This is a genomic window from Amazonocrinis nigriterrae CENA67 (assembly GCF_016056305.1).
GTDB lineage: Bacteria > Cyanobacteriota > Cyanobacteriia > Cyanobacteriales > Nostocaceae > Amazonocrinis > Amazonocrinis nigriterrae.
On the sequence record NZ_JAECZC010000007.1, the window covers coordinates 201,768 to 223,214 of the forward strand.

11 protein-coding genes are annotated in these 21,447 nt (G+C 42.7%); 8 read left to right on the top strand and 3 right to left on the bottom strand.

Going from position 1 to position 21,447, the window contains the following annotated elements:
• Window positions 1-176: 176 nt before the first annotated feature.
• Complete coding sequence (locus I8748_RS06125) at window positions 177-1,715, bottom strand: ATP-binding response regulator (protein WP_198123762.1); 1,539 nt, start codon at window positions 1,713-1,715, stop codon at window positions 177-179.
• Between the two features lie 206 nt (window positions 1,716-1,921).
• On the opposite strand from I8748_RS06125, the gene I8748_RS06130 reads away from it, so the two are divergent.
• Window positions 1,922-2,374: a cupin domain-containing protein gene (locus tag I8748_RS06130; protein ID WP_198123763.1), complete on the top strand. Its 453-nt coding sequence runs from the start codon at window positions 1,922-1,924 to the stop codon at window positions 2,372-2,374.
• Between the two features lie 221 nt (window positions 2,375-2,595).
• On the opposite strand, the gene I8748_RS06135 is transcribed toward I8748_RS06130, so the two are convergent.
• On the bottom strand, window positions 2,596-2,769 hold the full coding sequence (locus I8748_RS06135) for a hypothetical protein (RefSeq protein WP_198123764.1): 174 nt from the start codon (window positions 2,767-2,769) through the stop codon (window positions 2,596-2,598).
• Between the two features lie 423 nt (window positions 2,770-3,192).
• Here I8748_RS06135 and I8748_RS06140 point away from each other — a divergent pair, with 423 nt between their 5' ends.
• Window positions 3,193-3,675, top strand: a complete 483-nt coding sequence (locus tag I8748_RS06140) for a hypothetical protein (RefSeq protein WP_198123765.1) — start codon at window positions 3,193-3,195, stop codon at window positions 3,673-3,675.
• A gap of 58 nt (window positions 3,676-3,733) precedes the next feature.
• On the opposite strand, the gene I8748_RS06145 is transcribed toward I8748_RS06140, so the two are convergent.
• The gene (locus tag I8748_RS06145; RefSeq protein WP_198123766.1) at window positions 3,734-9,346 is read right to left on the bottom strand and encodes a PAS domain S-box protein; all 5,613 of its coding nucleotides are present in this window, start codon (window positions 9,344-9,346) and stop codon (window positions 3,734-3,736) included.
• Between the two features lie 549 nt (window positions 9,347-9,895).
• Here I8748_RS06145 and I8748_RS06150 point away from each other — a divergent pair.
• The 6 genes from I8748_RS06150 (at window position 9,896) to I8748_RS06175 (ending at window position 21,020) form a co-directional block, all read left to right on the top strand.
• Window positions 9,896-10,171, top strand: a complete 276-nt coding sequence (locus I8748_RS06150; RefSeq protein WP_198123767.1) for a Nif11-like leader peptide family RiPP precursor — start codon at window positions 9,896-9,898, stop codon at window positions 10,169-10,171.
• A gap of 146 nt (window positions 10,172-10,317) precedes the next feature.
• A complete protein-coding gene (locus I8748_RS06155; protein ID WP_198123768.1) occupies window positions 10,318-10,593 on the top strand; it encodes a Nif11-like leader peptide family natural product precursor in 276 nt (91 codons plus the stop codon).
• Between the two features lie 335 nt (window positions 10,594-10,928).
• Window positions 10,929-14,231 (top strand): type 2 lanthipeptide synthetase LanM family protein, encoded by a 3,303-nt coding sequence (locus I8748_RS06160; RefSeq protein ID WP_198123769.1) that lies wholly within the window; start codon window positions 10,929-10,931, stop codon window positions 14,229-14,231.
• A gap of 146 nt (window positions 14,232-14,377) precedes the next feature.
• Entirely contained in the window at window positions 14,378-15,817 is a 1,440-nt protein-coding gene (locus tag I8748_RS06165; RefSeq protein ID WP_198123770.1) for an NHLP bacteriocin system secretion protein, read from the top strand.
• Between the two features lie 14 nt (window positions 15,818-15,831).
• Entirely contained in the window at window positions 15,832-18,039 is a 2,208-nt protein-coding gene (locus tag I8748_RS06170) for an NHLP family bacteriocin export ABC transporter peptidase/permease/ATPase subunit (RefSeq protein ID WP_198123771.1), read from the top strand.
• A gap of 119 nt (window positions 18,040-18,158) precedes the next feature.
• Window positions 18,159-21,020: an NHLP bacteriocin export ABC transporter permease/ATPase subunit gene (locus I8748_RS06175; protein ID WP_198123772.1), complete on the top strand. Its 2,862-nt coding sequence runs from the start codon at window positions 18,159-18,161 to the stop codon at window positions 21,018-21,020.
• The last annotated feature ends 427 nt before the right edge of the window (window positions 21,021-21,447 follow it).

Here is a 21,447-nt window from a genome sequence, read left to right on the forward strand (position 1 = left end):
GTTAAGCCTAGTTTTTTGATATATCTAGGTTTCAAGCACTTTTGAGCAAGGCGTGTATTTTCCTTGCCCTGCATGGGTTTAAGGCTTATTTCTGCCTCAAAAATGTTTAAGTCCCGTTAAGATATTCTAGGGCCAGATCGGGAAAAGTAGGGGAAAATTAAGCAGTTAGAAGCCGTTTATTGCAAACCTGGTAAAGGTAACAATACATAAAACGTGCTACCTTCACCCAAAACGCTCTCAACCCAGATTTTACCGTGATGTTGCTGGACAATATTTCGGCAAATAGCCAGCCCTAAACCTGTTCCTCCTTTGTTGCGGGAGTCGGACGCATCTACCTGCTGAAAGCGCTCGAAGATTAGTTGTAATTTATCTTCAGGAATTCCTCGCCCTTGATCTTGGATAGTAATCAGAAGGTAGTTGTGTGATGAAGGCTCATTTTTGTCAGACTCAACATCTTTGTATTCTGCGAGTGTAGCAATTACCGACACGGTATCGCCTGGTTCAGAAAACTTAATAGCGTTGCTCAATAAATTAGTCAGGGTTTGCAAGAGGCGATCGGGGTCTGCCCAAAGTTCAATTGCTAAAGGATGAACAATTAGTTTAACTTGTAATTTATCTGCCATTGCCTGCATTGTTTCTGTTGCCATAATTAGCAGGTCAGCAGCATTGCACTTAACCTTACGCATGAAGATTTTAACTGAATTTATTCGTTCTAAATCGAGAATATCGTTCACTAAACGAATCAGGCGTTCAGTATTAGTGGTGGCAATTCTCAGGACTTTCTGCCCCTGTTCGGTCATAGTTCCCAACTGTCCTGAACCTAATAAATCTAATGCTCCCATTGTGGAAGTTAAAGGTGTACGCAACTCATGACTGACTAAAGAGATAAATTCGTTTTCTAGGCGTTTGCGTTCGGTGATGTCATTAGCAATTAATAAAGCACATGGCACTCCAGCTAAGTCAATCAATTCGAGAGATATGAGTATAGTTTTGAGTTCTCCAGACTTAGTAGAAAATTCAAATTCTAAATTGTACAGTGACCCAGTTTCTGGCAAAAGTTGAATTTTCTGAGCAATTGCAACTGTATTTTTACTCAAATTCAGTACAGTAGCAGTATGTCCAATTACTTCCTCCAGCGAGTAGCCACTCATTCTTAAGAAACTAGGATTGACATCAATAAAGCGTGCTTCAGAAATGGTGGCGATCGCAATCGGATTAGGACTAGAGCGAAAAACTTTAGTAAACTTTTCTTCTGCTTTGGCGCGATCGCGAATTTCCTGCTGCAACCGCTCATTTTGGGCTTGAAGTTGTTGTTGCAGTTTCCAAATCGTCAAGTGATTTTCAATTCTTGCTAAAACCTCTTCTAGTTGAAAAGGCTTAGTGATATAGTCCACCCCACCAACTGCAAACGCTTTCACCTTATCCAGCACATCATCCAAAGCGCTGATAAAAATTACCGGAATATCGCGCGTGCGATCGCTTGCCTTCAGGTGTTGGCAGACTTCATAACCATTCATCTCAGGCATATTTACATCCAGCAAAATCAGGTCAGGGGGAACTGCATTTGCTCCCCGTAACCCTGTAGAACCTTTAGTTACACTCCGAACTTTATATCCCTGTTCTGTCAGCATGGCAGATAACAGGTTCAGGTTTTCTGGCGTGTCATCAATCACCAAGATGTCTGCTTTAGGTAAGTTGAGTGGCTGTTTAGGCATGGCAATATCAACTTTAGCCAGAATAGGCTACTAATTCTTCCTAGAGATTTTAACCTTAGTTCCATGTTTTAATAATCAGTCACAAAAAAAAATATCAATTACCGATTTATCTCCCCTACTTCTCCCCGATTAATTTCTAATCTAATAAACAGCAAATCAAGTTGGTAGTTTACACACTCACAATAGCAGAACAGGAAGTAACTTATATGCCAATTTCAACCATACGTAAACCAACTATTCTTAGACCCGAAGAAGGTAATCAATTCTCAATTCTTGGCGCACAGTTCATAACAAAAGCAACCGGAGAACAAACAAATCAAGCTTGGACAATTTATGAAGTTACAGATACAGAGGAAAATGGCCCACCATTGCACACTCACCCTTGGGAAGAAGCGTTTTATATTCTAGAAGGTGAACTAGATATCCAAGTTGGTACAGAAACAATTTTGGTATCACCAGGCTTTTTCGTTAACATTCCTCACAATACACCACACGCCTTCAAGGTTCGTTCTGCTACTGCTAAATTTCTGGTTTTAATTTCACCTCAAGGTGCGAAAAACTTTTATGAGGAAATGGGTCAAATCGCAGATATTTCATCACTAAACATGGAAAAAGTACAGCCTGTTTTGAACAAATATGGATTGCAGTTTCTGGCGTGAACCTTTCGTTTCGATTAGAGGCGCACAGCTAGCTAACTGTGCGCCTCTAATCGAAACAGCTATATATAAACACACAGTCTTCATCTTTTAAATCGCTTTCTTTGGTAAATAAATCTATTTCTACAAAAGTCATATGTACTCAATAACAAAAAAGCAAGTCTATTCCATGCCAAAATTTGCTCACCTTTTCGCTACTAATGCCTTGAGTTTGGGCCTCACTGCTAGCCTTGTTTTTTGCCCAAGCGCCAGTCAGGCAGGTCAAAACGACACTGTAGTGCCTGCTGAACTCCAGGGCGACTGGCGGTACGGTCGAATCTCGTCCGTCCAATACCAAGATAGCTACACAGGGCAGCCAGCAGCCCCAAATGGTTCAAGCGATGAATTTCAACTCGCATCTAACGGTAACTACCAGCGGAAGAGGCTGCTTCAGATCAACACCTACAACTGCGCCTCTCACCTCTTTATTGAGGAAAAAGGTAAAGTTAAGGTTGAGGCTCAAAGCTTTACTTTCCAGCCCACTGAGAGCATATCCACTGGACAAATCTGCAACACTGGGCGTACCTACTCAAGCCGCAATACTGCAAAATCTGAGACTTACAAGTGGTCGGTTGAGACGAACGACTACGGACAGCAAGTTCTGGTGCTTGAAACTGCCGATGGTCAGGGTCGATCTCATTACGGACGACCTCAATAAGCTAACGAGCATTTAGAACCCAATACGCTTGGGTTATGGATTTTTCTTTTTTCTGCTTCCTCTACTTCCCCTAGTTCTCCCCCATTGTTTCGTAATCTACAAAATATCGAACCAAGGTTATTCCATGATTCACCATATTTCAATTGCTGTTAGAAACCCCAGCCATGTTGCTCAAGTTCTGGCCGAAATCTTAAAAGCGCAAGCTGTTCCCTTTCCTCCTAACCCAGGAAGCTATATAGTTATACCTTTTGATGAATACGGTACAGCCATTGAACTCTATCCTTTAGGCTCTCAAATTGAACCTGGTAAAGCTGATGAAGAATGCGTATTTGTGCGTCATGCAATTACCTCTATATTTACAGATATTCATGCAGCTATTTCTGTACCCATTGAGCAGCAAGAAATTGAACAAATCGGTATTCGTGAAGGTTGGCGTGTAGTGCGCTGTAACCGCGATTCTTTCTTTGATGTGATTGAGTTCTGGGTGGAAAATAGATTAATGATAGAACTGCTAACACCAGAAATGGCATCTCAATATTTGAAATTTACCACTCAGCAAGAAAATTTGAAATATTTTTTGGCATCACCTGTTTTAGCAACAAATTAATAAAGTTTATCAAGAAAGATTGCGATCGCTAATTAAATCTAACTCGATTACTTACCAATTACAAATTATCCTCCGTTAGCTCGATAATTTCATCAAAGCAGAAGTTGCGTACTAAATTTGTCAGTTTTTCTGCCAAACTAGAATGAGTTTGTGGAATTTGCTCAATTAGTTCCAAAATCCTTTCAGCATCAACTTCAACAGCTGCATGATTAAGTTTTGTTAGCCACTGGGTAGGCATAGCGGTCATTGCAGAGCAAAGATCCAACATGGAAAATTGCATATTCTTTAAGTTGTTGTCTGTTGCTTCTTCACTGCTTTCTTGTGCGTAGATATAACGCACCTGCAAATATTCAGCTATCTTTTCAAAAATCACCTGTTCCCGGAATGGCTTGCGAACCAAGTCGTTGCAACCTGCGGCTAAGATACTTGCCTGTTGTTCTTCAAAAGCACTGGCAGTTAAGGCAATAATTACGGTACAAAGATTTGTATTTGTACTTCTTTGCCTAGCTCTAATCTCTTTAGTTGCATCGTAGCCATTCATTACAGGCATCCGCATATCCATCAAAATCAGGTGGGGTTGCCAGGTTTGCCAAATAGCGATCGCTTCAAGCCCATTATTCGCAGTCTCGATTTCAAAACCAATGCTACCAAGAAGTTGCACAATTAAATCGCGGTTTTCTTTGCGGTCATCCACTACGAGAATACGGTAAGAGGGTTGGTCTGCTGCCAGTTTAATCACACGCCCCTTACTCAATTTTGGTGTAGCTTTCAAAGCTGCGGCTATATTCACTTGGATGTCAAAACTAAAAGTAGATCCTTGCCCAAGGCTACTCCTCAAGTGAATATCACCCCCTAATAACCGCACAAATTGACGGCTGATAGTCAGTCCTAGCCCAGTCCCCTCCTTGGTTTGGATACCGCTTGTTGTCTGAACAAAAGGCTGAAACAGGTTATTCATTTCTTCTGGTGCTATCCCCCGTCCAGTATCTTCGACTTCAAAGTGAAGGGATGTGGCAGTTGTACTCAGCGTTCTCCTAGGCGCAGCCTCTTGTAAAGAAGTATTAGGCATTGGGCATGGGTCAATTATCAATAATTCTTCTTCTGCTTCCCAGTCTCCCCTCCCTAAGCTCACTCGCAAAGTTACTCCCCCTGTTTGAGTAAACTTGACAGCGTTACCCAAAAGGTTAATGAGAACTTGGCGGAGTTTGCCCTCGTCTGTTTGTATATAACGGGGGAGATTGCGAGCAATTTCAAATCTGAGGAACAATTGCTTTGTTTGTGCCTTTACCTGAAACATTTCTTGTATTGTTTGCAACAGCAGATAAAGGTCAAAGTCTTCAGGGTTGAAAATGATTTGTCCGGCTTCAATTTTGGACATTTCCAGGACATCGTTAATCAGGTTGAGCAAGTGTTCTCCACTGCGGTTAATGGTAGCTAAAGATTCACGTTGGTTTGAATTGAGGTTAGTACCTCGTTCCATTAACTGAGAAAAACCCAGAATGGCATTGAGAGGCGTGCGGAGTTCGTGACTCATGTTTGCTAGGAAAGCACTTTTAGCTCGGTTGGCAGTTTCGGCAGCTTCTTTAGCAACTCTCAAAGCTTCTTCTGCCTGATGCCTAGATCGACCGATCGCAATTATTTCACCTACGAGTTTCAGTAGATTAATATCTTCTTGGTTCCAGGTTTTTGTATAGTTAATAGTATCTGCGGCAATAAACCCAACTACTTTACCAGAATGAACCATCGGGACACCGAGTGCAGATTTAATTGACTGACTTGCAAAAAATTCTTTCTCAGGAGCATCGGGTGGCAAATCAGCGATGCATGGCAGCATAGAATTATTGCCTAGAAGCATTGGTGCAAGTCGGGGAAAAACTTCTAGATTGCCCCTTCTGGCATTGCCAGTTAATGGTTGAATATTAGCAGCACACCATTCATTGACTAAGTAGACTTCGTGTGGCTCATAAGATAACTCAAAAATCGCACAACGTTCAGCATTGATGAATTGAGCGATCGCCTGGAGTGTAAAATCAATTGCTATTTCTAAATTTTGGTCAATAAAATGACGGGAAATACTGCTGAGTATACTTTCTAGTTGGGCGCGACGTTGCAAGGCTGCCTCTGCTTGCTTGCGATCGCTAATATCACGAGCTACACCGACAATCTGGAAATTACCTTGGGCGTCTTGTGTGCGGACTGCATTAGCAGTTAGCCAAACCCACCCTCTAGTGCGATGTTTAGCGCGGTATTCAGTCCCGGAAATCCCCTCACCTGTTGCGAGGATAGTTTGGGCGACTTCTAGACATTTTGGCACATCTTCAGGATGAGTAAAGTATGCCAAGGAATTACCCTCCATTTCGCTGGGGGCAAATCCGGTAGTCTTCAAGATATTTGGAGAAATATAGTTGAAAACCCCATCAGGAGTGATGACAAACAGCACATCGTTGACTTTTTCAACAATAGTGCGAAACTTTAACTCGCTTTGCTGTAAGGCGGCTTCTGCTTGTTTGCGTTCCAATTCAGCACCGGCGCGAGCAGCAAAGATTCTGATAATCAGTTCTCTTCCCGGATCGGGCTTCATTGGTTTAACATCTATCACTGCTAAATGTCCGATGATTTCGCCGGATGAACTGGTGAGAGGAACGCCAAAAAAACTTTCGGCATTCATCCTCACTAAATCTGCATCTTCCGGGAAAGCGGCTTGCACTCCTTGGGGGTAGTGACAGAGCTTGCCTTCTAAGGTATGTTCACAAGGAGTACCCTGCAAGTCATATTCCAAGTTCTCCTTAATAGCGCCACAGCACCAAAATGCCAAAGTGCGGACTTTAGTTTTTGGCTCATCACCAAACTCAGTGACTAGGGCATATTGAACTTGCAATACCTCAGCAAGGTAACGAACGCACGAATTGAAAAATTCATCACCTGTTTTTGATGCCGTACCTTCAACTATTAAGCGTAAAGCCTGTTCTTGCTGTTTGCGATCGCTAATATCTGTAAAAACCGAATCGAGACAGGATTCTTCGGCATTAAGGCGGAGTGACAACAGTAACCAAACAATCGAACCATCAAGCCGCCTTAGTGCTACTTCAAAATTACGAACTTCACCTTCCTTTTCTAACTCTGCTAACATCCGCGTGCGATCATTGGGATTGACATATAAGTCAGTTGTGAAATACTTGCCAATTAAGTCACCAGCAGAGGTAAAACCTAATATTTCGGCACCACGTTGATTAGCATCAATAATCAATCCATCTTTTTGACAGGTGCGGAAAATCCCCACTTGGGAATTTTCAAAGATGTTGCGGTACTTCATTTCACTACGACGCAAGGCTTCTTCTGCTTGCTTGCGTTCTGTGATGTCGCGTCCCACACCCGCGATCGCAATTTCACCGCCAGGAGTGTTGATTGTTGAAGTGTTAAAGTTGAACCATCGCCAGCTACCGTCTTTGTGTCGCAATCGCACCTCAATATCAGTTAGCTTTTCGCCAGTTATCGCCCTTTGTAAGGCGGCGACGCTAGTTGCTAAATCTTCAGGTTTGGTAAACTCCACCACTGAATGACCTTCGATTTCTTCCAAACTGTAACCCATAATTGCAGTCACATTTGGCGAGTGATAAGTAAAAATTCCGTCTGGCGAGAGGACAAATATCAAGTCATTGGCATTTTCGACGATGCTGCGGAATTTTAACTCACTTTCCTGGAGGGCTTGTTCGGCGCGTTTACGTTCTGTGGCATCGGTGCCTACTGAAAGTATTTCGATTAAGTTGCCTTGTGCATCTAAAATAGGTTTATTTGCCCAGACTATCCAAACGCGATCGCCATTTTGGCATAAGTTCTCATTTTCGTTGAATAGATAGTTTTCTGGGTATTGACAAATATCAATCATTAATGCTTCTAAATCGCGCCCAGAAGTTTCGGTTTCTGGAACAATTGTACCGATGACATTACGCCCGATAATTTCATCTAAAGCGAAACCAAAAATCCTTTGACCGTAATCATTTAAAAATATGATGTTACCTTTACCGTCCCAGCGCAGAATGATGCAATTGGCTGTTTGCACCAAATCGCGATACTGGACTTCGGTTTGTCGTAAGGCTTCTTCAGTGCGTTTGCGAGCAGTAATATCGCGCACTACCGCTAAGATGTGTGGCTTACCGTTGTAAGTGCAAGTTGTCCCTTTAACTTCTACATCTATCAAAGTGCCATCTTTGCAGATATCAACTGCTAGTCCATAAAATTGCTCACCAGATCGCGTTGTTTCAAGAAACTCTAAAAAAACAGAATGTGAGTCTGGGTGAATGTAGGCAGATGGATGTAACGTGATAAATTCTTCATAAGAATAACCGTGCATCTGACAAGCCGCAGGATTAACTTCGGCAACTTTTTGAGTTTCTATTTCAGTAATAAATAGTCCATCATTGATAGCTTCAAAGATACTACGGTATTGCAACTCACTTTGTCGTAGCGCTTCTTCTGCCCTTTGGCGTTGGGTGATGTCGCGGAAACTCCACACTCTACCAATAATCTGTTCGCCGATGCGTTGAGGACAGGAATAGCGCTCAAATACTCTGCCATCGCACAATTCTAATAAGTCGTAACTAACTAGCTCTGGCTGTGTGTATAATTCTCGGACTCGTTGCAAAAAAATATCTGGGTCTTTTAACTGATTTGCCAGATACGCCAACCGCTTAGAATGATCTGGTTCTGTCAAAAGTTCTGATGGAATTGACCACATTTCTAAGAACTTTTGGTTGTAACTAGTGATGTTACTTGAGCTATCGACTACTAAAATTCCGTCTTGAATCGATTCAAAGATAGCGCTTAACAAAGACAGAGAGTTTTCTAAAGCTACTTGAGTTTGTTTGTGATTGCTAATGTCCCGACCTAGAACTACAAGACTCTTACGTCTGCCATCTTGATGAAACAGGGGAATTTTAATCATGTCTCCAATGAACACTGTACCATCAGGCCGGGGTATAACTTCTTCTACCCGATGAATACATCCTCGTTGCCAAGATTGTTCATCTGTTTTGTGGCAATTGAGCAAAGCATCGTGATAATAATTACTGAATTGTGCTAATTCTAAGTCGGTTTTGCCTTTATAATCTACGCCTTGGAGGTCTAAAAATTCCAGGTTAGCTTGGTTCGACTCCAGCCATCTTCCTGAGCCATCCTTTAAACAGATAATATCAGGTGTAGCATTAATCAGTGTCCGCAACCGTTCCTCGCTCTCTTGCAGAGATGCTTGAGTTTGCTCAACCAAGGTAATACTTTCCTTTGCCTGGGTTATATCCCTAATGATCAGCACAGCGCAATTATCATCGCTAAGTCCGGCAGAACTTCCAGAGATTTGCAACACTAAAGAATTGTCTTTTTGTTGCAACTCATAGTCTGTTATTTCGTACTGCCCACTGTGTATTTGTACATCAGGATAAGCCGACAAAGCAACTAATTGTCCTGCTTGTGCTAGTGGTAGTAAGTCAGTTAACTTTCTGCCGCAGACAGTGTTGTGGGGTTGATTCACCAAACGTTCAAAGCTAGGGTTGCACCATTGGATGCATCGGTCTTCTCCTACCCAGACTACAGCATCAGCGATCGCACCTAATGTTACTTCCATTTTGGTGAGGATAGTTTGCAATTGCTTCACCTGCTCTAATTGTTTAGCGCTCATTACCAACTCCTCAATGTCTCCTAGATAGATAGAACAACTTGGTATAGCGATTGTATCTTTAGTTGATCATTAGGATATTTAACTACAGCAAAACTACATATTGGCTGTAAATATTACAGCATTAACATAGATATCAGCATCATAGAGAAGAAATTACGAATACCTAATCCCCAATCCTCCAATTAATCCGTGCTGAAAAATTTAGCATTGCTGAAAATGAAAATTAAAAATTCGGCGTTGCTGAATCATGGGATAACGCCAAAAATTCAATCTCTCAAATTCTTATTCTTTGCGCCTCTGCGCGGCAGTTGCTACCCTGCGGGAAGCCGCAGAAGCGTCTACAAGTCGGGAAACCCGCCCAACGCACTGCCTTGTCTCTATGTCAGGCAAAAATCATCCCATTAATCAGCAACGCCAAAAATTTTTTGAAATTGCAACTATCTCCCCTATTTCTCCCCTATTTATCTCTAAATTCAAATCATCAAAGCAGAGAACACCACCCAAAACAAGCACACAATCTCTGCCATATCAATAACGGAGAATAAACCTATGCTACACCAAATTAAAGAACTGCTTCAAAACACACAATTACAACAACAAGTAAAAGCAGCAACTAACCAAGCAGAAGCCATCAAATTGTTAGCTATTGCCAGTGCAGAAAAAGGTTATAACTTCACAGTCGAAGCCATTTCTCAAATACTTGCAGAACTGACCTTTGTTGATTCCTATGAATTGAGTGAAGAAGAATTACTCAGTGTTAGTGGAGGAGCCGCCGGCGACACACACGTGCATATGTCATGTTGTAACGACTGTCCAACTAGATAAAGCAACTACAGAAGTGCCAGTAAGGGACTAGGAAAAGTAAAACATTACTTTACTTGATTTTGCTATTTAGCAATCCCTTACTAAATTCAAGTTACACGATTAGAATTTCTGTCATTTAATTAAGTCAACAAAAACGGAAAAAACCTATGCTACACCAAATCAAAGAATTGCTTCAAAACGCACAACTGCAACAACAAGTAAAAGCAGCAACTAACCAAGCAGAAGCTATCAAAGTGTTAGCTATTGCTAGTGCAGAGAAAGGGTATAACTTCACCCTCGAAGCCATTTCTCAAATGCTGACAGATTTGCTCTGTGTGGAATCTGATGAACTTAGTGAAGAAGAATTGCTCGGTGTTAGTGGAGGAGCTGCTGGCGACACACACGTGCATATGTCATGTTGTAACGACTGTCCAACTAGATAAAGCAACTAGAGAAGGTTCAAGAAGGCAGGAGGCAGAGGGCAGAGGGCAGAAGGAACCAATTGGAAGGGGATTGTGACCCCTACCAATTTCGTTGCTCCCAAATCAAAGATTTGGGAGGGGCTTCAGACCCTTCCCTTACTCATGAGCAGTCGTGGGCAGAGGGCAGGAGACATACATAGCTGCCTCCTGCCTCCTGCCCTCTGCCTTTTTTGGTGAGCAAGGGATTGCAGACTGGGGAATGGAGTAGTTAATTATTTCTTCCCCTACCTTTTACTTTGTCCCAACGCTAAATATTTACGCCGATCTATTTAACCACCACCTGAAAAAGTTCAGCCATGTCCCAATTATTTGTTCAATCTTCCCAGCAGGTTGCTGTACCCGACTTAAAAACTATTGTGACTAAAGCCAGTTTTCTCTGGGAACGCCTCGATACAAAACAATTTGCGATCGCTGCTGGTTTGGTTAATGAACAAGAGATTGACCATCGCCTGAAACGCTGGTGTCAAGTCGTAGCACAAGGTAATTGGAACACTCTACAAAAACGCTTACGCTGGGAAGGCTTAGACTTCGATACAATTCGCCCTCGATTGGGAACAGTAGAGTTTAATGCTAGTCAACCGTTACCAAAATGGGCAGAAACCTTACAAAAAATTATCCAAACAGCAACAGAATTTCAGCCGGAATTAGAAATATTTCTGCCAACCGACTCAGAAAATCCGATTCCCTTTGAAGATATTTTTTTACCTATTCTTAAAGTCGCCAGACTAGAACTTCAAAATCGAATTGAAGAACACCTTCCCCGATTACTTCTAACACAAACGGCTTACCACAACTTAGAGCGGAGTTTGCTGCAACGACTAGCGGCATTTTGTACCAAAACACTATATTTGGAATTTTCTCAGTTTCGTCCGTTTGGTCAAAATTTACTCAACTTGCTGGGACTGGAAACGGAAACTAACAAAACTAAAACTTACTACAATAAGTTCGTCAATCAACTTCTAAAAGATGGATTGATGACATTGTTCCAAAAATATCCAGTTCTTGGCCGATTAATCGCAACAGCAGTCAATTTTTGGGTTGATTTTACTGCCGAGTTTCTGCAACGTCTGTCTGAAGACAAAGCAGACATTCAACGAATTTTTGGGAAATTTGGGTCTAATCAAGATTATTTAGGGAAAGTTACTGAAATTAAAACTTCCTTGTCCGACTCCCATAAGCAAGGACGAACCGTTATTTTACTCACATTTGAGTCGGGATTAAAACTTGTTTATAAACCAAAAGATTTGGGACTAGAGGTTGGTTTCAACCAATTTCTAGACTGGTGCAATCACCACAGCCAACTTTTAGATTTTAAAGTTATTCAAGTGCTGAACCGGAATAAATACGGTTGGGTAGAATATGTTGAACACCAAGCTTGTATCGATGAAGCTGCTGCGGAACGGTTTTATCAGCGAGCGGGGATGTTATTATGTGTGCTTTATGCCTTACGGGGAACAGATTGCCACCATGAAAACTTAATTGCTAGTGGTGAACATTTAGTGCTGATTGACACAGAAACTCTGCTGCATCATGAAGCGAATTTGATTGAAAATTCACCAGATATGCAAGAATCTGAAGCCAACGCAGAACAGCAACTTGGAAACTCTGTACTACGTAGCGGACTTTTACCCCGTTGGGATTTTAGCAGCGATCGCCGTGTTGCGTATGATATTAGTGGTTTGGGCAGTACTGACCCTCAACAAGCTCCTCAAAAAGTGCCGCGCTGGGGACTAGTTAATACTGACGAAATGCACCTGGGTTATGAGTTTATTCATCTACCCATTCAGAAAAATGTGCCTTATATAGGTGAAATTGCCCTTTCTCCCAACGATTATCAAGCACAAATTGCTGCGGGGTTTGAGCAGATGTATCGTTTCTTGATGGATAACAAGGATATACTGCTTCAACCAGAAAGTCCGTTCACTGCGATGAGAAAGCAACAGGTACGTTTTGTTTTCCGCCCGACTCGCGTCTACAGCCTCATCCTGCAAAAAATTTGGGCATCCGATTACCTCAAAGATGGGATAGACTACAGCATCGAACTCGAACGCCTGAGTTGTGCTTTTCTGGTGGCTCAGGAAAAACCTAACGCTTGGCCTGTTTTAAGTGCAGAACTACAAGCTATGGAACAACTAGACATTCCTTTTTTCGTAGCTAACGCTGCTAGTGATCAACTGAGTGTGAGCGATGATTTAGCTATTTCGCACTATTTTAAACAACCCAGTTATCAGCATGTCTTGAAGCAGTTGCAGGCAATGGATGAAACTGACCTTGCTCGACAAATAGCGATTATTCAAGGCTCATTCCACGCCAAGTTAGCACAAACTTCTAGTGAAGAAAGTAAGCAATCAGAGGTTGAATCTGCACCGTTGCTGAGTTCGGCACAATTGATAGAAGAAGCTAGAGCGATCGCAAATGCACTCGAAAAGACAGCTATTATCGATCCTGATGGTAGTGCCAACTGGATTGGTTTAGGTTATGTACCCGAAGCAGAGCGATTTCGACTGCAAGTATTAGGCTTTGGTCTTTATGATGGACGTTGTGGGGTTGCCTTATTTCTAGCTGCACTCGATAAAGTAGCCAGGGAGCCACGTTCGTGCGATTTGGCATTGAGGACATTACAACCCTTGCGTCGGCAAATCCAGACTTTTGACTTAGAATCTCAGCAACGCCTGTCTCGCTTGATGGGAATCGGTGGCGGAGCGGGTTTGGGTTCCCTAATCTATGCATTCGTGAAAGTCAGCCAATTTTTGAACGATGAAACGCTATTGGCAGATGCTCAAGCATTAGCGAATTGGATGACACCTGAATTGATTGCCGCCGATAAAAAGTTAGATATTATGAGCGGAGCTGCTGGAGCTATTTTAGGGTTGTTGTCTCTGTATAAAGTAACAAAAGATGCAACAGTTTTAGAAAAGGCGATCGCCTGTGGACAGCATTTACTTAATCATCAGGTCAGCTATCAAGGCGCTCCCCAAGCTTGGCAGACTCTTGGCCAACAGCCTTTGACTGGCTTCTCCCACGGAAGTGCAGGAATTTCTTATGCTTTGCTGCAACTTTACACAGTTACTCAAAATCAAGCTTACTGCCAAGCAGCACTGGCAGGTATTGAGTATGAACGCAGCGTCTTTTGTGAATCCCAAGGCAACTGGCCTGATTTTCGCAGTGCAGAACTGAATCAATCACCAGGCTTTCCAGTTAGATGGTGTCACGGTGCGGCTGGAATTGGTTTAGCGCGCTTGGGCTGCTTAGGGGTTGTTGATTTCCCCGAAATTGAACGGGAAATTGAAATTGCTTTGCAAACCACCCAAAATCATAGTTTACAAGACAGCGATCACCTGTGCTGTGGCAACTTAGGCCGGATTGAGGTATTGTTAGTCGGCGCTCAACGCTGCTGCCGCTCTGATTGGCATCAAGCTGCCCTCCAAAATGCTGCCAATGTTGTAGCTAAAGCCAGACGAACCGGAGCTTATCAAATGTTTACTAACTTGCCCAGTTCCGTATTTCATCCGAGTTTATTCCGGGGTACGGCGGGAATTGGTTATAATTTGCTACGGCTAGCTACGGATGATCTGCCTTCGGTGCTGTTGTGGGAATAAATCGCCGTTTCCACAACAATCATAATAAATACCTTTATTTGTGCGATCGCCTTTTTTATTTCTCCCCTAGTTCTCCCCGATCGCACTTTAATCTTTAAAGTCTAGAAGATTTGAGATTCTAGGTGGTGTCAGCAAGGAGGAGGACAATGCAACTAAAACACAGCCACATCTTCCGTCAAGAAGCCCTAGACCGCTTATCTTCACCAGAACAACTGGATCAGGCAATACAAGTTGTCAAACCTCAAGCTTGGTTGACTTTATCTACTTTGAGTTTTGTAGTTGCTGTGGCTGGGGTTTGGAGTGTGTTTGGTAGAATTCCCCTCACCGTCACAGGTCAGGGTATATTGGTTAAACCGCACCACGTTGTGGAATTTCAAGCACCCAGTTCTGGCCCATTACTAACTCTCAAAGTCAAGCCAGGGGATATTATTAAACAAGGTGATGTACTGGGTATTATCGACCAATCAGCATTAAAGCAGCAATTACAGCAAGAACAAGTAAAGTTGCAACAACTGCAAACTCAAAATCAAGAAACTGACAGGCTGCAAAAGCTGCTGATTGAGCAACAAATCATCACTCTGGGACAGCAAAAACTGGATTTAGAAAATAATCTGCATCGAGAGCAAAGTGCGCCAAAACTACGTGATCAGACGCTAAGAGCGATCGCCCAAAAACGTCAAAGCATCAATTCCCGTAAGCAACAAATTAACTACTTAGTCAAAACCTTGCAACGACGGGTTGATAAACGTCGTCAGCTTTTTAAGCAGCATGTTATTAGCCAAGACATGCTGGTGCAAGCTGAGCAGGAATATTTTAACACTCAAAGTGAACTGTCAGATATTGACGTGCAACTAAAGGATCTCGAAATTCAAGAAACTACCACGCAACGAGAATATCTAGAAAATCTCAACAGAATTGACCAAATTAAAACCAAAATTCAAGACCTGAATACTCAAAATACTAAACTACGCGAGCAAGACCTGAAGCAATCAATTGACAAAACCAATCAAATTCGGGAAGTAAAGCGGCGAATTGCTCAATTAGGACTGCAATTATCTCAAGAAAGTAGAATTATTAGCAAATATAATGGTCAGATTCTGGAACTCAGTGTTGTCCCTGGTCAAATGATGAATCCGGGTACTCGCTTGGGTTCAATTGAAGCTGAACAGCCAAATTCAAAACTGATGAGTCTTGTTTACTTTGCTAATAAAGATGGTAAGCAAATCAAGCCAGGGATGGCTGTACAAGTGACTCCCAGCTTTGCCAAACGTGAGCGCGATGGTGGTATCCTTGGAATTGTTGCAGATATCTCTTCCTTTCCGGTCACTACAGAAGATATTACAGCGATCGTTGGTAATAAAGAAATTGCTGCTAGTCTTGCAGGTAAAGGTGAAGGCAAGGTGCAAGCTTTTATCAAACTACAAGAAAACCCCACTTCAATTAGTGGCTATAAATGGTCGTCTTCTGATGGATCATCTATAAAAATATCCTCTGGCACAACTACTTCTGTTCAAGTCAAAGTAGGAGAAAAAGCACCTATTTCTTATATTATTCCTATGCTCCGTTCTTGGACTGGAATTTATTAAGTTTGGCCTGCCCTATGCCCCATTCCCAATTCCCAATTCCCAAATTGAAACCAAATCGTGTCCGCACTTCTACACTTTTGCAAATGGAAGCAGTTGAATGTGGTGCGGCTGCTTTGGGAATAATTCTTAGCTATTACGGTCGAATTGTTCCTTTGGCTAAACTGCGGGAAGATTGTGGTGTCTCGCGGGATGGTAGCAAAGCTTTTAATATCCTCAAAGCTGCTAAAAATTATGGACTCAATGCTAAAGGTTTGAAATTGTCTCTAGAAAAGGTGACAACTACCCGTCTTCCTTATATTGCCTTTTGGAATTTTAACCATTTTCTCGTCGTAGAAGGATATAGCAAAAAATGCGTTTACCTCAACGATCCCGCCAATGGTCACAGAACAGTTAGTTGGGAAGAATTTGACCGTGCATACACTGGTGTTGCGCTGGTGATGGAACCAGGAGCGGACTTTCGCAAGGGAGGCACAAAAAATCACATTGTCTCAGCCTTAACTACCCGCTTACAAAACTCACAGAGTACTATCTTGTTTTGCTTGCTGGCAGGGTTATTGCTAACATTGCCTCGATTAGCAGTACCAGCCTTTGCTCAGGTATTCATTGATGAAATTTTAGTTCAAGACCGTCAACAATGGCTACGACCTTTGTTGTTAGGAATGGTTATGACTGCTCTATTACGGGCGTTCTTAGCTAGACTGCGGCTTACCTACCTGCGGCGACTGATGGTAAAGTTATCAGTCAGTATGTCAGGACAGTTTCTTTGGCATATCTTGCGATTACCCATTGGGTTTTATGCCCAGCGCTTTGCTGGGGAAATCAGCAGTCGGATGCAAATTAATGACAAAGTTGCAGAAATACTTTCAGGGCGTTTGGCAACTACAGTCATTGATGCAGTGATGATGGTTTTTTACCTGCTGATCATGATTCAGTATGATCAATTGCTGAGTGCGATCGCAGTTTATTTTGCTGCTATCAACATTCTTGCCCTGCTATTTTTATCGCAAACTCGCGTCGACGCCAATATGCGGCTAGCTCAGGAATATGGCAAGGTAGCTGGGGTGGCGGTTAGTGGCATCCAAACAATAGAAACCGTCAAAGCTTCTGGACTGGAGTCAGATTTATTTGCTCGGTTTGCGGGTTATTATGCCAAAGCACTCAACGCTGAACAAAAATTAGGTTTACAAACTCAAATTATTGCTACATTACCGACCATTTTAACCGCTCTGACCACAGCTTTTATCTTGCTAGTTGGTGGTTTACAGGTAATGGATGGAAGTCTTAGTATTGGGATGCTGGTTGCCTACCAAAGTTTAACCCAGAGCTTCTTAGAACCAGTTAATAGCCTCGTCAATTTTGGCAGTACCCTGCAAGATTTAGAAGCTGACTTAAACCGCCTTGATGATGTGTTGCAAAATTCAGTTGACTCAGAAGTGGAGGAAAAGCAGGAGGTAGGGGGAGTGAGGAGAGAAATTACTTCTTCATCTCCCTGGCAATTACATGGACATGTTGAGTTACGAAATATCACCTTTGGCTACAGTCGTGTAGAACCTCCGTTAATTGACAATTTGAGCTTAATTGTCAAGCCAGGGCAACGAATAGCACTTGTAGGGGGAAGTGGTTCTGGTAAATCTACTATTGCTAAATTAATTTGCGGTCTTTATCAGCCTTGGGATGGAGAAATCTGCTTTGATGGTGTAGGGCGATCGCAGATTAAACGCTCTGTCCTTGCTAATTGTTTGGCAATGGTTGAACAGGATATTTTTTTATTTGCAGGGACTGTGCGAGAAAATATCACTCTTTGGGACTTTACTGTGCCAGAAGCTGATTTAGTGCAGGCTTGCCAGGATGCAGCTATTCATGATGCGATCGCATCTATGCCTGGAAAATATGACTTTGAGTTGATTGAGGGCGGCATGAATATTAGCGGTGGGCAACGTCAGCGTTTAGAAATTGCCCGCGCTTTGGTCAGAAATCCCTCTGTGTTAGTACTTGATGAAGCAACAAGTGCCCTAGATGCCCAAACAGAACTGACTATTAATCGTAATTTACAACAGCGTGGTTGTTCCTGTATTGTAGTAGCCCATCGTCTCAGTACAATTCGCTACTGTGATGAAATTATTGTCCTAGAGCAAGGTAAAATCGTGCAGCGTGGCACTCATGAAGAATTATGGCAGCAAGGTGGAACTTATGTCCGTTTACTCCAGGCGACACAGATATAATTAAGCCAAAAAGCAATAGGCAATAGTCATAAGAGTTTTAGCCTATTTCATTTTTGTTTACATCAGTTTGATTTTATTGTGCCAACTTACTTAAGATATTTGAATCCCACTTCCTATGAATGAGTAGCCCGCAGGTGAATTTCTTTCCCAGACTATGCTCTCTTGAGGTAAACGAATCAGCGTTTCTGGATAATCCAGAAACATTGTGGATAGTGCAGTCTGGAACATTAGCGGTGTTTGCCGCTAATGTTAAAAATGGTTTAGGCTCAGAGCGTCGCCACTATCTGTTTCATGTCAGTGCTGGTGAGGCCGTGTTTGGTACATCTGGAGAATGGGGATTTGTGGTAGTGGCAATAGCACCCACAAAATTATGCCAGATGTTAATGGCTGATTTGGAACCACTCGCACTTTTAGAAGGTTGGATATACCATTTAGGTCAATCTCTCGGCGCTCAGCAAACAGTTTTGGCAACACCATTAAACCTTGTGCAGGTGCAGCCGAACAGGCATAATTTTTCATTATCGACTGGTGAAGCACTACAATTGTGGCAAAAAACACTTGTATGGGTGAAGTTGCAGCAAGGTAATACTCGCTGGATGGGGGTTGCTGAACTAACGATAAATCCCACCTCGCCAGTGTTTCCGCTCACGAGTGGCATGTGGCTAGAAGCAGAAAATACGGTTACTGGAGAGATATGGCCTGTAAATTTCCAAAATACTGCGGAAATGTTCGCAGGTTTGGCAACTTTACATAATTATTTCTTCTACTACTTGAATTTACTGTTAAACAAGGAAGCAAAATTTTGGCAGTTTCAGGAACGAGAACAACTTAATCAGCAAGTCGTACAACGAGCGCTCTCTGAGTTAGCGGCAGTTTTGCACCCGCAACAAGAGGCTGTATTTGTTCAAGAAGGGCCGCCCTTGTTGATAGCATTGGCAGCAGTCGGCAGGGTACTGGGGATAGAGATTCGTCCGCCAGCAGATGATTTCAGTTCTGCTCAAGACCCTGTAGCAGCCATCGCCAGAGCATCGCAAATTCATATTCGGCGGATAAGTTTAACAGATGGTTGGTGGCGACAGGATCAAGGGCCTCTGTTAGCTTATACCCAGTTAGAAAGCCGCCCAGTAGCTTTGTTGCCTACAGATAATAAGGGTTATATCGTATTTGACCCAATAGTACGAACTCGCATAGCCGTAAATGCATCAGTCGCCAAAACACTATCAGATGTAGCTTACGTTTTGTATCGACCATTACCCAAAGCTGTGAATAATGCCATTGAGCTGCTTCAGTTTGGGGTGAAGGGCTATGAAAAAGATATCACCTGTATTGTAGTAGTGGGGATAATGGGAACGTTGCTGGGAATGATTGCACCCCAGGCAACCACAATTTTAGTCAACAATGCTATTCCTGATGGCGATCGCACTTTACTGTGGCAGATAGGATTAGTATTGTTAGCAGCGGCTTTTGGACAGTTAGCTTTTCAGATTGCCCAAAGTATTATTACCTTACGAGTCGAAAGTGCTACTGACAGCGTATTGCAACCAGCTATCTGGGATCGGCTGCTCAGATTAAGTCCAGGTTTTTTTCGTCAATACGCTTCTGGAGATTTGGTTAACCGCGTCATGGCGGTGAGGCAAATTCATGAACAACTCAGTGGTGCAACCCAAAGAACTTTATTGAGTGGAGTTTTTGCTTTATTCAATTTAGCACTGATGTTTGTTTACAGTCGGCAACTAGCTATTGTGGGAGTCAGTTTAGCAATTGTTGCTGCTGTAGTAACGGCTATTTCCAACTGGCTGTTAGTAAGGAAATCACAAAAACAGCAAGAACTAAATGGTGCAATTCAAGGACTCACCGTGCAACTGATTAATGGTGTCGCTAAATTGCGGGTAGCAATGGCAGAAGAACGAGCATTCGCAGCTTGGGCAAAAAAGTACAGCCAGCAGATTCGCTTGAAAGCGAGTTGGCAACAAATAAAAGATGGCGTTTCTATATTTAACGAAGCACTTCCCTTGATGAGTACTGTGCTGCTGTTTGGGTTTGTCATGTTGTTGATGCAGACACGCTTGAATATTGGTACGTTTGTTGCTTTTAACTATGCTTTGACAATTTTTATCAAGGGAGTGACTGACCTGAGCAATACCGTAACTGATATGTTGGGTATTGTACCAATTTGGGAACAGGCCAAGCCAATTTGGCGATCGCAGCCAGAATCAGACTCAACTAAAACAAATCCTGGAAAGTTAAGCGGTCGCATCGCACTGGATCGTGTTAGCTTTCACTACTCACAGAATAAAAGTTTAATCCTTAACGATGTCAGCCTCCATGGTGAACCAGGAGAATTTATAGCGATTGTTGGCCCTTCTGGAAGCGGAAAATCAACAATATTGCGTTTGTTGTTGGGGTTTGAGACTCCATTAACAGGCAGTGTTTACTATGATGGCAAAGACTTGACACAGTTGGATATTCAGGCTGTGCGAAGACAATTAGGGGTGGTACTGCAAAATGGCAAAATTGGCACAGGCTCAATTTTTGAGAATATAACTGCTGGAGCTTTGGTAACGCAAGAACAAGCCTGGGAAGCGGCACGAATGGCAGGCTTGGCTGATGACATTAAGCAAATGCCAATGGGGATGTACACCATAATTAGCGAGGGAGGTACTAATCTTTCTGGTGGACAACGGCAAAGATTATTGATTGCGCGATCGCTTGTTTCAAAGCCTAAAATTATCTTGATGGATGAGGCAACTAGTGCCTTGGACAACCGCACCCAGGCAATTGTGACTGAAAGTTTAGCTAAGTTAAATGCTACCAGAGTGGTGATTGCTCATCGTCTCAGCACGATTCGTAATGCTGATCGCATCTATGTTATTGATGCTGGTTCTGTCGTGCAGGTAGGTAATTTTGCGGAATTGATTGCTCAAGAAGGATTATTTGCCAGACTGGTAGCCCAACAGTTAGCAGAGGAGCTTAAAAGCTGATTCATAAACAAAAGTTTAAGATTGCTAATTAACTTTATCCCCAAATTATTAGCTGCTTCTTCTCAAAAACGTCTTTGCATTTATCGCACTTTGCTAAAAGTTAACGTGAGTTCGATGAACCTCTCCCTCCAGGCTTCCCCTACGGTGTACACACAAGTCCTGAAATTATGCCTAACGCTTGGTTTCGTCTAGCTAATGCAGACTTTTCACGGGATCTGGAAAACCCCTCTCCAAACCTCTCCCCTACAAGGAGAGAGGCTTTAATTACTCCCCCTTCCCTTCAAGGGAAGGGGGCTGGGGGGTTAGGTCTGGCGTTAACTTTTCCACATGACGTGAAAAGTCAGAGCTAATGAGGCACGAGTTACCAAACGCCGCCCCAAAGCTTACCCCTTCATGACCAAAAAGAGGTACGAATTATGCCAACAAT

Excerpts from the sequence above, each read along its gene's own strand:
- I8748_RS06140 (WP_198123765.1), top strand. The coding sequence starts at position 3,193 with ATGATTCACCATATTTCAATTGCTGTTAGAAACCCCAGCCATGTTGCT.
- I8748_RS06130 (WP_198123763.1), top strand. The coding sequence starts at position 1,922 with ATGCCAATTTCAACCATACGTAAACCAACTATTCTTAGACCCGAAGAA.
- I8748_RS06160 (WP_198123769.1), top strand. The coding sequence starts at position 10,929 with ATGTCCCAATTATTTGTTCAATCTTCCCAGCAGGTTGCTGTACCCGAC.
- I8748_RS06175 (WP_198123772.1), top strand. The coding sequence starts at position 18,159 with ATGAGTAGCCCGCAGGTGAATTTCTTTCCCAGACTATGCTCTCTTGAG.
- I8748_RS06125 (WP_198123762.1), bottom strand. The coding sequence starts at position 1,715 with ATGCCTAAACAGCCACTCAACTTACCTAAAGCAGACATCTTGGTGATT.
- I8748_RS06135 (WP_198123764.1), bottom strand. The coding sequence starts at position 2,769 with ATGCGAGTTGAAATTCATCGCTTGAACCATTTGGGGCTGCTGGCTGCC.
- I8748_RS06165 (WP_198123770.1), top strand. The coding sequence starts at position 14,378 with ATGCAACTAAAACACAGCCACATCTTCCGTCAAGAAGCCCTAGACCGC.
- I8748_RS06150 (WP_198123767.1), top strand. The coding sequence starts at position 9,896 with ATGCTACACCAAATTAAAGAACTGCTTCAAAACACACAATTACAACAA.
- I8748_RS06170 (WP_198123771.1), top strand. The coding sequence starts at position 15,832 with ATGCCCCATTCCCAATTCCCAATTCCCAAATTGAAACCAAATCGTGTC.
- I8748_RS06155 (WP_198123768.1), top strand. The coding sequence starts at position 10,318 with ATGCTACACCAAATCAAAGAATTGCTTCAAAACGCACAACTGCAACAA.
- I8748_RS06145 (WP_198123766.1), bottom strand. The coding sequence starts at position 9,346 with ATGAGCGCTAAACAATTAGAGCAGGTGAAGCAATTGCAAACTATCCTC.